Annotated in this window: 14 protein-coding genes; all 14 read right to left on the minus strand. The window is 70.9% G+C overall.

The window, feature by feature from the left end; genetic code table 11:
* Nucleotides 1-308, minus strand: a 308-nt coding sequence (locus GTW67_RS05095; RefSeq protein ID WP_202436835.1) for a GTP-binding protein, incomplete at its 3' end; no start/stop codon positions are given.
* On the minus strand, nucleotides 289-693 hold the full coding sequence (locus tag GTW67_RS05100; protein WP_161163594.1) for a DUF742 domain-containing protein: 405 nt from the start codon (nucleotides 691-693) through the stop codon (nucleotides 289-291). The genes GTW67_RS05100 and GTW67_RS05095, both read right to left, overlap by 20 nt.
* A complete protein-coding gene (locus GTW67_RS05105) occupies nucleotides 690-1,067 on the minus strand; it encodes a roadblock/LC7 domain-containing protein (protein WP_202436838.1) in 378 nt (125 codons plus the stop codon). The genes GTW67_RS05100 and GTW67_RS05105 overlap by 4 nt, the downstream gene beginning before the upstream one ends.
* Nucleotides 1,068-1,093: 26 nt before the next feature.
* Entirely contained in the window at nucleotides 1,094-2,701 is a 1,608-nt protein-coding gene (locus tag GTW67_RS05110; protein WP_161163596.1) for a sensor histidine kinase, read from the minus strand.
* Nucleotides 2,702-3,090: 389 nt separating this feature from the next.
* The gene (locus tag GTW67_RS05115) at nucleotides 3,091-5,898 is read right to left on the minus strand and encodes a DEAD/DEAH box helicase (protein ID WP_161163597.1); all 2,808 of its coding nucleotides are present in this window, start codon (nucleotides 5,896-5,898) and stop codon (nucleotides 3,091-3,093) included.
* Nucleotides 5,899-5,982: 84 nt separating this feature from the next.
* Complete coding sequence (tatC, locus tag GTW67_RS05120) at nucleotides 5,983-6,888, minus strand: twin-arginine translocase subunit TatC (protein WP_161163598.1); 906 nt, start codon at nucleotides 6,886-6,888, stop codon at nucleotides 5,983-5,985.
* Nucleotides 6,889-6,980: 92 nt separating this feature from the next.
* Nucleotides 6,981-7,259, minus strand: coding sequence for a Sec-independent protein translocase subunit TatA (tatA, locus tag GTW67_RS05125; protein WP_161163599.1), 279 nt, complete (start codon nucleotides 7,257-7,259; stop codon nucleotides 6,981-6,983).
* A 265-nt stretch (nucleotides 7,260-7,524) separates the two neighbouring features.
* Complete coding sequence (locus tag GTW67_RS05130) at nucleotides 7,525-7,719, minus strand: hypothetical protein (RefSeq protein WP_161163600.1); 195 nt, start codon at nucleotides 7,717-7,719, stop codon at nucleotides 7,525-7,527.
* Between the two features lie 48 nt (nucleotides 7,720-7,767).
* Nucleotides 7,768-8,001 carry a hypothetical protein gene (locus GTW67_RS05135; protein ID WP_202436839.1) on the minus strand — a complete coding sequence of 78 codons (234 nt, stop codon included), beginning with the start codon at nucleotides 7,999-8,001 and terminating at the stop codon, nucleotides 7,768-7,770.
* 56 nt (nucleotides 8,002-8,057) lie between these two features.
* Nucleotides 8,058-9,146, minus strand: coding sequence for a helix-turn-helix transcriptional regulator (locus tag GTW67_RS05140; protein ID WP_346010562.1), 1,089 nt, complete (start codon nucleotides 9,144-9,146; stop codon nucleotides 8,058-8,060).
* 18 nt (nucleotides 9,147-9,164) lie between these two features.
* Nucleotides 9,165-10,118 (minus strand): helix-turn-helix transcriptional regulator, encoded by a 954-nt coding sequence (locus GTW67_RS05145; RefSeq protein WP_161163602.1) that lies wholly within the window; start codon nucleotides 10,116-10,118, stop codon nucleotides 9,165-9,167.
* Nucleotides 10,119-10,266: 148 nt separating this feature from the next.
* Nucleotides 10,267-10,638 carry an FKBP-type peptidyl-prolyl cis-trans isomerase gene (locus GTW67_RS05150; RefSeq protein WP_161163603.1) on the minus strand — a complete coding sequence of 124 codons (372 nt, stop codon included), beginning with the start codon at nucleotides 10,636-10,638 and terminating at the stop codon, nucleotides 10,267-10,269.
* Nucleotides 10,639-10,705: 67 nt separating this feature from the next.
* Nucleotides 10,706-11,707, minus strand: a complete 1,002-nt coding sequence (locus GTW67_RS05155; RefSeq protein ID WP_161163604.1) for an FKBP-type peptidyl-prolyl cis-trans isomerase — start codon at nucleotides 11,705-11,707, stop codon at nucleotides 10,706-10,708.
* A 150-nt stretch (nucleotides 11,708-11,857) separates the two neighbouring features.
* A partial coding sequence (pafA, locus tag GTW67_RS05160; RefSeq protein WP_161163605.1) for a Pup--protein ligase occupies nucleotides 11,858-12,944 on the minus strand: 1,087 nt, incomplete at its 5' end.

Raw genomic sequence — 12,944 nt, forward strand, 5'->3', positions numbered from 1 at the left:
CGCTCCTGGCCGGGCGTGCCGAACAGGTAGAGCACCAATTGCTCGGTGATGCTGATGCGGCCGAAGTCCATGGCGACAGTGGTGGCGGTCTTGGAGGCGGAACCGTAGTTGTCGTCCACGCCGATGCCCGCCTGGGTCATCGTCTCCTCGGTGGTCAGCGGTCTGATCTCGCTGACCGAGCCGACCATGGTGGTCTTGCCCACCCCGAAACCGCCCACGATGACGATCTTCACGGCGGTCTCGGCCGTGTGCGGCAGCCGGTCCTCCGTGCGTGGGCCCGGAATCGTGTCAGAGCTTTTGAAGTCCATGCATCACCGCTTCGAGAAGGGATCGGTCGGCGGCCTTCTGGCGGACGATCGGGGCCCGGAGCTGCACCAGTTCCGCCGCCAGCAGGTCGGTGAGCAGCACGGTCACCACACTGAACGGCAGGCTCAGGTAGGCCGACAGCTCGGCTACGGACAGGGGCGCGGCGCACAGCCGCAGCAGGGCCGCCTGTTCCGGTGTGGCGGACACCGGCGGGTCGGCGCGGGCCACGATCAGCGTGACCAGGTCGATGTCGGCGCGGTCGCCGCCTCCGTCGCCGCCGATGACGAAGAGCCGCTCGGGGTTGCGGAGTTCGCCTTCCTCGGGCGGCGGGCTCGCCGCGGACGGGTCCTGGCCGGGAGATCGCCTCTGGCGTTGCGGAGGAGTCATACGGTCTGCCCGTTGCGCCGCGCGGGACTGGTCAGATGGGGTCCGATGCGGGCGACCAGGTCGGCCATGCTGAGGCTCATCCGGCCGGGCTCGCAGCGGACGTCGGAGAGCACGGCGAGGAAGGCGTTGGGTCCGGCGGCCATCAGGTAGAAGTAGCCGCCGTTCATCTCGATGATGACCATCTTCATCTCGCCGTCGCTGGTGGGGATCTCCTGGGCGACGGCCCCCGCCAGGCTCTGCAAGCCGGCGCAGGCGGCGGCGACCCGGTCGGCGGCGTCCGGGTCACCGGAGTAGCGGGCGATGCGCAGGCCGTCGGCGGAGAGCACCACGATCATCTCGATGCCCGGGACGCCGTCGTAGAGATCCCGGAGCATCCAGTCGAACTTGCCTTGCTGCTCGATCACTTGAGGTTCCCCTCGTCATCGGCCGGGGCGCTGGCCGGCTGGTTGCTGGACTGCTGGTGGGCCTGGGTCAGACCCGGATGGTTCTTCAGGCCCTCCCAGAACGCCTCGACCCACTGTCCCGGCGGGGTCGTGTCGACCGGCTCGGGCTCGGGAGCCGGCGCGATGCCGTTCCGGGCGCGCTCGGCGGCCTCGCGGGCCTCGCGCTCGGCGTCTTCGCGCTCCCAGACGGCCTGCTCGGCGAGCCGCTGGCTGAGCGGCATCTTGACCCGGCTGCGGCGCTGCGGGAGGCCGCCCGCCGTCCACTCGGTGACCTCGGGGACGTCGTCCTCCAGGGAGACCGTGGCCGGGATGCGCGGGCTGGTGGGGCGGCGCTTCTTGGGCTTGCGCTCGGGGCCGGGCAGGGCGTCGGGGCCCGGGGTGGGGATCGAGGTCGCGCCGATGCCGTGGGCGAGGCCGACGCCGGGCTCGGTGGTCATCATCTTGCTGGGCACGATGAGGATGGCGCGGACCCCGCCGTACGCGGAGGCGCGCAGCGAGACGTCCATGCCGTACTGGGTGCACAGCCGACCCACGACGGACAGGCCGAGGCGCGGGTGCTGGCTGAGGTCCTGCACGTCGGTGCCGCGCTTGGCGTCCTCCAGGAGGCCCTCGATGCGGGCGCGGGACTCCTCGCTGAGGCTGACGCCGGAGTCCTCGATCTCGATGCACACGCCGCTCTGCACCTCGGTCGCGGTGACGTGCACCTTGGCCCCGGGCGGCGAGTAGCGGGTGGCGTTGTCGAGGAGTTCGGCCGCGGCGTGGATGACCGGCTCGACCGCGGTGCCCTTGATGTTGACCTTGGCGATGGAGGCGAGGTTGATCCGGCGGTACTCGAGGATCCGGGACATGGCGCCGCGCAGCACGCTGTAGAGGGCGACCGGCAAGGGCCACTGGCGTCCGGGGCGGCCGCCGCCGATGACGGAGATGGAGTCGGCGAGGCGGCCGATCAGCGCGGTGCCGTGGTCGATGCGCAGGAGGTCGTCGAAGACCTCGGGGTTGCGGCCGTGGTCCTCCTCCATCTCGCGCAGTTCCTTGTTCTGCTGGTGGACGATCGCCTGGACGCGGCGGGCGATGTCGACGAAGGAGCGCTCGGCGGACTCGCGCATGGAGTCCTGGTGGTCGATGATCGCGCACACGTTGCGGATGAGACGGCGCTGGGGCTCGCCGAGGTCGGCCCAGGAGGGGTCGAGTTCGGGCAGGTACCGCACCACCTCGTCGGGGGTGTTGCCCCGGCGCATGTAGCGGACGGCCGCGGGCATGATCTCGTCGCCGATGCGGGACATCTCCTCGTGGTGCCCCGCCACCCGCCGTTCCAGATACGCGCTGTGACGGGCGTGCTCGGCGCGCAGCGCCCGCAGGGTCCGGCCCCGGCGTACCGCTTCGGCCGCCACCGCGGTCACCAGCAGCGTGGCGACCGCGCCGCACGCGGCGACGGCGAACCGGGCGGGTTCCGTCACCAGGGCGACGGCGGCCCCGGTCACCGCGGCCATCAGTATGGCGGGGAGCAACAGCGTGCGCGTGTACGGAAGTTCACGGCGCCCTGGAGGGGAATCAACACTCACCATGTAGGCCCTCTGAAAACGAATCGGCGGGGATGGGGAAGCGTGCAGGGGGGTATGTCTGGGAGTTGCCGGGATCTTCGGCGCATTGGGAACAAGCGCGCGAATTCACCTCAACTCGGTGCGCTGCGGGCGAGCTTAGTCCGAGCGGATCATCGCCGTGTCATATTCGGCAAGCACCTGAAACGGGCCCGGGACTGGAGTAGCCTCGGGCCCATTTGCACGCTGGGGAGTCATTCGAACACTTGGTGTAATGGCGTACGGACGCCCGGAAATCACTCACCGTGATGAGGGAACGCCGCGCCGGGATGCCGGACGCACGAAGGCCCGGCACGGCGCGGACCCGCCCCGGGTACGGGGTCGGACCGCGCCCTGCCGGGCCGGTGAGGTGCCGGTCAGCCCACGGACGAGTAGGCGACCACTCCGCGCAGCAGCCCCTCGACCGCCTTGCGCGCGTTCTTCGGGACCGTCGAGTCCTCGCGGGGCGCGGCCGCCGCGATCTGGCCGAGGACGTCGATGACCTGCTTGCACCAGCGCACGAAGTCGCCGGCCGGCATCTCCGCCTCGCGCAGCACCTCGTCGAGGCCCTTGCCCGACGCCCATTCGTAGGCGGCCCAGGCGAAGCCGAGGTCGGGCTCGCGCTGGCCGACGCCCTCGGTCTGGCTGATCCGGAACTCCTCCTCCAGGGCGTCCAGCCGTCCCCAGATGCGCACCGTCTCGCCGAGCGCGGCCTTGGCCTTGCCGGAGGGCACCTTCGGCGCCATCGCGTCGTCGGCGACCCGCGACTCGTAGACCAGCGCCGAGACGCAGGCGGCCAGTTCGGCCGGGGAGAGCCCCTCCCAGACGCCCTCGCGCAGGCACTCGCTGGCGAGCAGGTCGAGTTCGCCGTACAGCCGGGCGAGCCGCTTGCCGTTCTCGGTGACCTCGTCACCGCGCAGGTAGTCCATCTCGGTCAGCAGGGCGACGATCCGGTCGAAGGTGCGGGCGATGGTGTTCGTCCGGCCCTCGATCCGGCGCTCCAGCTGCGAGGTGTCGCGCAGCAGCCGGTGGTACCGCTCGGCCCAGCGGGCGTGGTCCTCGCGGTCGTCGCAGCCGTGGCAGGGATGGGCGCGGATGGCCTTGCGCAGCCGCGCGATCTCCCGGTCGTCGGCCGCCTGCGACCGCTTCTTGCGGGCCCGCTCCGGCGGGATGTGCCCGGCCTTGGTGCGCAGCGCGGAGGCGAGGTCCCGGCGGGACTGCGGTGAGCGCGGGTTGAAGGACTTCGGGATCCGCATCCGCTCCAGCGCCTCGACGGGCACCGGGAAGTCCATCGACGCCAGCCGCTTGACCTGCCGTTCGGCGGTCAGGACCAGCGGGCGGGGCCCGTCGTGGTGCTCGAAGCCGCGGTGGCCGTTGGAACGTCCGGCGGGCAGGCCCGGGTCCAGGACCAGGGCGAGGCCCGCGTACTTGCCCGTCGGCACGTGGATGACGTCGCCGGGCTTCAGCTTCTCCAGGGCCACGGCGGCCTCGGCACGCCGCTCGTGGGCGCCCTGCCGGGCCAGCTCCTGCTCACGGTCCTTCAGTTCGCGGCGCAGCCGCGCGTACTCGTCGAAGTCGCCGAGGTGGCAGGTCATGGAGGCCTTGTAGCCCTCGAGTCCCTCCTCGTTGCGCTGGACCTGGCGGGAGATCCCGACGACCGACTTGTCCGCCTGGAACTGCGCGAAGGAGGTCTCCAGCAGCTCCCGCGAGCGGTGCCGGCCGAACTGCTCGACCAGGTTGACCGCCATGTTGTACGACGGCCGGAAGCTGGAGCGCAGCGGGTACGTACGCGTGCCAGCGAGGCCCGCGAGGTGCTCGGGGCTCATGCCGCGCTGCCACAGCACGACGGCGTGGCCCTCGACGTCGATGCCGCGCCGACCGGCCCGGCCGGTGAGCTGCGTGTACTCGCCGGGGGTGATGTCGGCGTGCTGCTCGCCGTTCCACTTGACCAGCTTCTCCAGCACCACCGAGCGGGCGGGCATGTTGATGCCGAGGGCGAGGGTCTCGGTGGCGAAGACGGCCTTGACCAGGCCGCGCACGAACAGCTCCTCGACGACCTCCTTGAAGGTCGGCAGCATGCCGGCGTGGTGCGCGGCGATGCCCCGCTCCAGGCCCTCCAGCCACTCGTAGTAGCCGAGGACGTGCAGGTCCTCGGTGGGGATGGAGGCGGTGCGCTCCTCGACGAGGGCGCGTACCTTCGCGCGCGCCTCGTCGTCGTTGAGCCGCAGTCCGGCATGCAGGCACTGCTGGACGGCGGACTCGCAGGCGGCGCGGCTGAAGATGAACGTGATCGCGGGCAGCAGGCCCTCGGCGTCGAGCCGCTCGATGACCTCGGGCCGCCCGGGCGTCCAGATGCGGGAGCGCTGCCGGCGCTCGCGCTCGCGGTCGGCCTCGCGCATGTGCCGGCCGCGGCGGCGGTCCTGGTACGAGGGGCGGGTCGCCTCCATGCGCGCCATGCGCATCAGGTCCGGGTTGACGGCCTTCTTGTGGCCCTCGCCCTCCTCGAACAGGTCGTACATGCGGCGCCCGGCCAGCACGTGCTGGAACAGCGGCACCGGACGGTGCTCGGAGACGATCACCTGGGTGTCGCCGCGCACCGTGTCCAGCCAGTCGCCGAACTCCTCCGCGTTCGACACGGTCGCCGACAGTGACACCAGCGTCACCGACTCGGGGAGGTGGATGATCACTTCCTCCCACACGGCGCCGCGGAAGCGGTCGGAGAGGTAGTGCACCTCGTCCATCACCACGTAGCCGAGGCCGAGGAGCGTCTGCGAGCCGGCGTACAGCATGTTCCGCAGGACCTCGGTGGTCATCACGACCACCGGGGCGTCGGAGTTCACGCTGTTGTCGCCGGTGAGCAGGCCCACCTTGTCCGCGCCGTAGCGGCGGCAGAGGTCGGCGTACTTCTGGTTCGACAGGGCCTTGATGGGTGTCGTGTAGAAGCACTTCCTGCCCTGCTGGAGGGCGAGGTGGACGGCGAACTCGCCGACGATCGTCTTGCCGGAACCGGTGGGCGCGGCGACCAGCACGCCCTTGCCCGCTTCGAGCGCCTGGCAGGCCTCGATCTGGAAGGGGTCGAGGCCGAAGTCGTACATCTCGCGGAAGGACGCGAGGTCGGTGGCCTGCTCGGCAGCGCGCTGACGGGCTGCCGCGTACCGCTCGGCCGGTGAGAGATCCTCTGTCATCGTACTTTCGAGCGTACCGGGCCCCACTGACAACAGGACGATCTTTATCCGACCCGGGCCCGGATGCGGCCCGTACCGCTCGGCTCAGGTCACGTCGTCGTAGCCGTTGTACCGGGTCGACGGGGTGCCGTCGACGGTCCCGCTCGCCTGCTGGGGCAGGGCCCGCGCCGCCGTCACGGGTTCGATCCCGTCGACCGGCTCCGGGGTGAGGTCGAGCGGCGACGCCTCGTCGTCGTCGAGCTCGGCGTCGGGGTCGGCGCGGCGCCGGCGCTTGTCGTTGAGCAGGGAGAACCCGACCGCCATGAAGTACAGGACGACGATCGGCCCCGCGAGGGCGATCATGCCGACGGGGTCGGTGGTGGGCGTGGCGACGGCACCGAAGACGAAGACGCCCATCACGACGCCCCGCCACCAGCCGGCCATCCTGCGGCCCGTGACGGCACCGGCGAGGTTGAGCATGACGAGGACCAGGGGCAGCTCGAAGGCGCCGCCGAAGATGAGGATCATCCGGACGATGAAGTCCAGGATCTTGTCCATCGGCAGGATGTTCGCCGAGCCCTCGGGCGTGATGCCCAGGAGCACGCGCATGCTGATGGGCATGATCGTGTACGCGAGCCAGGCACCGCCGAGGAAGAGGGGCACCGCCGCCGCCACGAACCAGTACGTGTACTTCCGCTCGTTCTTGTGCAGGCCCGGCGCCACGAACGCCCAGAGCTGGTAGAGCCAGACCGGGCTGGAGATGACGATGCCCGCCATCAGGCACACCTTCACCGTGGTGGTGAAGGGCGACAGCAGGTCGGTGTAGGCGATGACGGCGCAGGCGCCGCCGGTGGACTCACCGAGACCGTCGGTGCAGCGCGGCACGGGGTCCATGAGGAAGGTCATCAGCTGCTGGCTGTAGAAGACAGCCGCGATGGTGACGACCGTGATCGCCAGCATGCCCTTCGCGAGCCGGTTGCGCAGCTCGCGCAGGTGCTCCACGAGGGGCATCCGTCCCTCGGGATCCTTCTCTTTCTTGCGGGCAGACTTGAGCAACCCACGTCCTCATCTCGTGCGTCGGGCCGGTCGCCGCCGGCCCTGCGTCAGCGCTTGGTCGTGTCCGTCGGCTCGGTGACCGGGCGGGAGCTGGTCACGTCGCCGGGGGCGGCCTGGATGGTGCGCTGGTTCGCGGCCTGCTCGGGGTTCGGCGGGTCGGCGGGGGCGGCGGACTTGTCGTCCTTCATCGCCTTGGCCTCGCTCTTGAGGATGCGCGCGGACTTGCCGAGCGAGCGGGCCATGTCCGGAAGCTTCTTCGCGCCGAACAGCAGGACGATGACGACGAGGATGAGAATGATCTCGGGGGCGCCGAGCCTTCCGAACATAAGTCTTTACCTTCTCACCGAGGCGGCTGGGTGGGGTGCTGTCCGACCCGTCGGACATGCGTCCGACCGATCGTGTTGTGCAGCGATCGTAACGCTCAGGGGTAAACGCGAGGCAATCCCTGTGCGTACTCCCGTCCGCGTCCGGGCCTCGTTTTCCGGACCGCGATCAGCAGCGTACCTTCCGGGACCTGCGCGGTGACAGGGAGCGGCCATGCGGAACGCGACTGACGCCATTCGCCGGATCACGCCCGGAATGCGGCGTGGCTCACAGGGCGTCCACGGAGCCGGCGGCGCTCTCCGCGGCGCGTTCCAGGTCGGCGGCGGCCCGGTTGATGCGGGACGCCGAGTCCGTCACCTGCCGGCCCAGCCGCTGTGCCTCGACGAACACCCGTACAGCGAGCACCGCGAGAACGGCGAGACCCAGAAAACCCACGGCAACCGCGAACATCGGCCAGAACATGACGCCGAGCCTAGACCGTCCCGGCGCGTGGTCGTGAACGCCGGCCGGTCACACGGTGGAGTGCAGACGCAGCGTCCTGACCCCGCCGCCGGTGAGCAGCTCCACGATCCGCTCCCCCGCCGGCTTGCGGACGGCGGACCCGCACTCGGGGCAGGTGAACGAGTAGAACGTGGTGCGGCTGGTGGCGCCGATGGCCAGGCGCAGGGCGCTCGCGGCGAGTTCGAAGCGGCCCCGGCAGTCCGGGCAGCCGGCCCGGAAGACGACCGGGGCGACGCGTCTCATGCCGGCGAACGCGGACGCCGCCGTCACGCCCGGCCGGCCGGGCCCCGTCGCCTCGCTCACAGTGCCCGCTCCTGCCCGTCGTGCGCGGTGCCCGTCCGGTCGGCCGCCGTGTGTCCCACCGCGTCCTCCCGGGCCGGGCTCGCGCCGTGCGCCGCGACGGCCTCGATGCCGTCGTACGCCGCGAGCGCCTCGCGGGCGGCCTGCCGGGCGCTGCCGGCGAGCTCGGGCGGGGAGACGATCCGGCCGTCGCGCCCGAGCCGGAGCGCCAGCCTCCGCAGGGACGCCGGGTCGGGCGTGCGCAGGGTGATGCGCAGGCCGCCGTCGGCGAGCTCCTCCGCGCTGTCGTGCGGGTAGTACTCGGCGACCCAGCGTCCGCCCGGGCCGACCTCCACGACGACCTCGGGGTCCTCGGCGGCCGGCTGCACCAGCGCCTCGGACAGGTCCCGCAGCTCCACCTCCGGCGGGGCGGCGGGCTCGTCGAGGATCCGGATCTCGGCGACCCGGTCGAGCCGGAAGGTGCGCCGGGCCTCGGAGCGGCGGCACCAGGCCTCGACGTAGGTGTGTCCCACGCTGACGAGGCGGATGGGGTCGATCTCGCGCTCGGTGAGCTCGTCGCGGGCCGGCGAGTAGTAGCGGATCCACAGGCGCCGGCGCTCGGAGATCGCCCGGTCGACGTCGGCGAAGACGCCGCCCTCGGACTCGAAGGTGACGGACAGGCGCGAACTGGCGCCGGCCACCTCGCCGGCCGCGGTCTCCACCTTGGCGGTGGCCCGCAGCAGCGCCTGCCGGTCGCTCTCTCGCAGGCCGGGCAGGGTCGCCACGGCGCGGGCGGCGACGAGCAGCGCGGTGGCCTCGTCGGCGGCGAGCCGCAGCGGCTCGGCCGCGTCGGCGCCGAGGGCGGCGGGGTTGTGCCACCAGATGCGCTCGCCGTCGGTGTCGATGTCGAGCAGATCGCCGCCACGGAAGCTGGTGCCGCACATGGGCAGCACGTCGAGGTCGGAGACCAGCTCGTCCTCGGTGATGCCGAAGGCGCGGGCGACGTCCTCGACACGGGCGCCGGGGCGCTCGCGCAGATACGTCACCAGGGACAGCATCCGTCGGGTCTGGTCGATGGCGTTCACGGGCCTGACCGGTTTGCCTGCCACTGTGTTGTCCGCTCCCCCTCAGCCCTTGGCCACGGCACGCAGCCGGTCCACCACGTCCGCGCGCAGCTCCGCGGGCTCCAGCACCACGACGTCCGGTCCGAACTCGACCAGCCAGGCGTCGAGGCCGTGCCCGTACGGAATCTCCAACTCGTCCCAGCCGTCGCCGAGTTCCCGCACGGCGGTGGCCTTCGCCCGAAGGGGGTAGCCCGCGCCCGACCGCAGCCGGATCAGCGCGGAGCGGTCGGCGGTCTCCCCCGCCCAGCTCGCGACCGTCTCACGGACGGTGACGACGTCGGGCACGGGGGCGGTGAATCGCGCCCCGCGCGAGCGCACCTTGCCGGTGATCCGGGACAGCCGGAAGACCCGCTCCGCACCGCGGTCGCGGTCGAAGCCGGCCAGGTACCAGTGGCCGCGCCAGCACTCCAGGGCCCACGGCTCGACGTGCCGGGGCTCGGGCTGCGCGGCGTTGGCCTTGCGGTACTCGAAGAGGACCGGGCGGCGGTCGCGGCAGGCCAGCATCAGCGGCTCGAAGGCGGCCTCGTGCACGGGGATGCGCGGCTCCAGCGCGCTGTGCGCCCCGTACGGGTCGACGTCCTCGGGCAGCCCGGCCGCCCGCAGCTTCTGCAACGCGCCGCTGGCCGCGCCGGCCAGCCTGGCCTGCTGCCAGACCTTGGCGGCGAGCCCGAGCGCGGCGGCCTCCTCGGCGTCCAGGGTGATGGGCGGCAGTCGGTTGCTGTCGCGGCGCGCGAGGTAGCCGATCTCGCCGTCGAGGCCCTCGACGGTCTCGATGACCAGGCCGAGTTCCCGCAGGTCGTCCTTGTCCCGCTCGAACATGCGGTTGAAGGAGTCGTCGGATCCCGCCTCGAGGTAGGCCTCGATGGAGTCACGCAGCTCGCGCTTGCTGAGTGGCCGGCGCGTCCCGAGCAGACACAGCGCCAGGTTCATCAGCCGCTCGGCCTTGGCAATGGCCATCGACGCCCTTCTCCCTATGGTGCTTACGACGGATGACCGTACCGCCCCGCGGTGGCGCGGCAAAAGCCGAGGGCCCATGCCCGGACAGGCATGGACCCCGAATGACCGGCTCTGATCACTGTCCGTTCGGACAGCGATCACACGTCGATCAGACTCCGAGCAGATCGACCACGAAGATCAGCGTCTCGCCGGGCTGGATCGCCGGGGTCGGGCTCTGGTTGCCGTAGGCGAGGTGGGCGGGGATGGTCAGCTGGCGGCGGCCGCCGACCTTCATGCCCTGCACGCCCTGGTCCCAGCCCTTGATGACACGGCCGCCACCGAGCGGGAAGCGGAACGGCGTACCGCGGTTCCAGCTGGCGTCGAACTCCTCGCCCGTGCTGAAGGCCACGCCCACGTAGTGGACGGTCACGGTCTGACCGGCCTCGGCGACCGGGCCGTCACCCTCCCAGATGTCCTTGATCTCGAGGTCCGCCGGGGGCTCGCCGCCCGGGAAGTCGATCTCGGGCTTGTCGATGCTCACGTGTCTGGCTCCTGCTTGTCTGTCTCGTGTGTCGGAAGGCAACGCCCAAGTCTTACATCCCGGGGGATCACATCGTCGCGAGGATGTCGACCGAGAAGACCAGCGTCGAGTCCTTCTCGATGCCGCTGCCCTGCGGCGGGTTGTCGCCGTACCCCAGCTCCGGCGGGATGACGATCAGGACGCGGCTGCCGACCTTCTTGCCGGTCAGGCCCTGCGACCAGCCCTTGACGACCTGCTGGAGCGAGAAGGACGTCAGCTGCTTCCTGCCGTACGTGGAGTCGAACTCCTTGCCGCCGTCCCACACCACGCCCTTGTACTGCACGAGCACGGTGCTCTGCGCGGCGACCTCGGGGCCGTCGCCCTCGATCACGTAGTTCGCCACGAGCTTCTTCGGCGCCGCCGTGTCGGGCACCTCGATGGAGGGCGCCGCGCCGTCGGTGTCGGTGCCGACCTTGGGCAGCGCCGCGTCGTCCTGCGGGACCTCCTTGCCCTTGGCGGAGCTCTTGGCGTTGAGGGTGTCCTTCACGTCGACCACGAACACCAGGGTGTCGGTGCCCTTGATGCCGCCCTGCGGGCTGCCCTGGTCCCCGTAACCGTAGGCCGGGGGGACGGAGAACTGGACGCGGCTGCCGGCCTTCTTGCCGGCGAGCGCGTACCGCCAGCCGTCGATGATGCTGCCCTGCGTCAGCTGGATGACGATCGGCGTCTTGCGGTCGTAGGAGTTGTCGAAGACCTTCGCGCTGTCCCAGATCTGGCCCAGGTAGTCGGCCACCAGGAAGTCGTTCTCGGCGACCGCCTTGCCGCCGCCGGCGATCGCCGTCTTCACCGCGAGGTCCTTGGACGGCTCGCCGCTGCCCTTGGCCACCGTCGGCTTCTCACCGAACTTCGTGCCCGCCGTGATCGCCGGCAGCGGACCGTCGACGATCTTCGGGGACGGCGGCGCGGACGTGCCCGACGCCTGGGGCGACGCGCTGTCGCTGGCCTTGCTCGAACCGGAGTCCTCGTCACCGCATGCGGCGAGCGTGACCAGTCCGGCGGGAACGGCGATGAGGAGGGAGCGTCGGCGCACGGTGGGGGCCTCGTAATCGGTGTCGGTCGATCGTGTCTGCTGGCGTGCGCGCAACTCTACGGCGTGAGAAGGGCACCGTACGGATAACGTACGGTGCCCGTGTGGCGTTCCGGACCCTTCGGGTGCGGGCGCCTTCTCGGTGCCTCCCGGTCACATTCCGGCGATCAGCTTCTCCACCCGGTCGTCCACCGACCGGAACGGGTCCTTGCACAACACGGTGCGCTGCGCCTGGTCGTTGAGCTTGAGGTGGACCCAGTCGACGGTGAAGTCCCGGCGCTGCTCCTGGGCCCGCCGGATGAAGTCGCCGCGCAGCCGGGCCCGAGTGGTCTGCGGCGGGACGGACTTGCCCTCGAAGATCTTCAAGTCGTTGGCGACCCGGGCGGCCTGGCCCTTCTTCTCGAGCAGGTAGTACAGCCCACGACGGCGGTGGATGTCGTGGTAGGCGAGGTCTATCTGCGCGACCCGCGGGTGGGACATGGTCATGTTGTGCTTGGCCCGGTACCGCTCCAGGAGCTTGTACTTCATGACCCAGTCGATCTCGGTGCCGATGCGGTCGAGGTCCTCGGCCTCGATGGCGTCGAGCGTGCGGCCCCACAGCTCCAGCACCCGCTCCACCGTCCCGGTGCGGATGCCGCGGCGCTCGCAGAAGTCCACGGCCTTCTCGTAGTACTCCCGCTGCACCTCCAGCGCGGACGCCTCCCGGCCGCTGGCCAGGCGCACCTTGCGCCGCCCGGTGATGTCGTGGCTGACCTCGCGGATGGCCCGGATCGGGTTCTCCAGGGTGAGGTCGCGCATCACCGTGCCCGCCTCGATCATGCGCAGCACCAGGTCGGTGGCGCCGACCTTGAGCAGCATGGTCGTCTCGGACATGTTGGAGTCGCCGACGATGACGTGCAGGCGCCGGTAGCGCTCGGCGTCGGCGTGCGGTTCGTCGCGGGTGTTGATGATCGGCCGGGACCGGGTCGTCGCCGAGGAGACGCCCTCCCAGATGTGCTCGGCCCGCTGGCTGACGCAGTACACGGCGCCGCGCGGCGTCTGAAGCACCTTGCCGGCACCGCAGAGCAGCTGCCTGGTCACCAGGAACGGAATCAGGATGTCCGCGAGCCGGGAGAACTCCCCGTGCCGGGCCACCAGATAGTTCTCGTGGCAGCCGTAGGAGTTTCCCGCGGAGTCGGTGTTGTTCTTGAAGAGGTAGACGTCGCCCGCGATTCCCTCCTCGTGCAGGCGTCGTTCGGCA

Origin of the sequence: Streptomyces sp. SID5910 (assembly GCF_009862125.1) — a bacterium.
GTDB lineage: Bacteria > Actinomycetota > Actinomycetes > Streptomycetales > Streptomycetaceae > Streptomyces.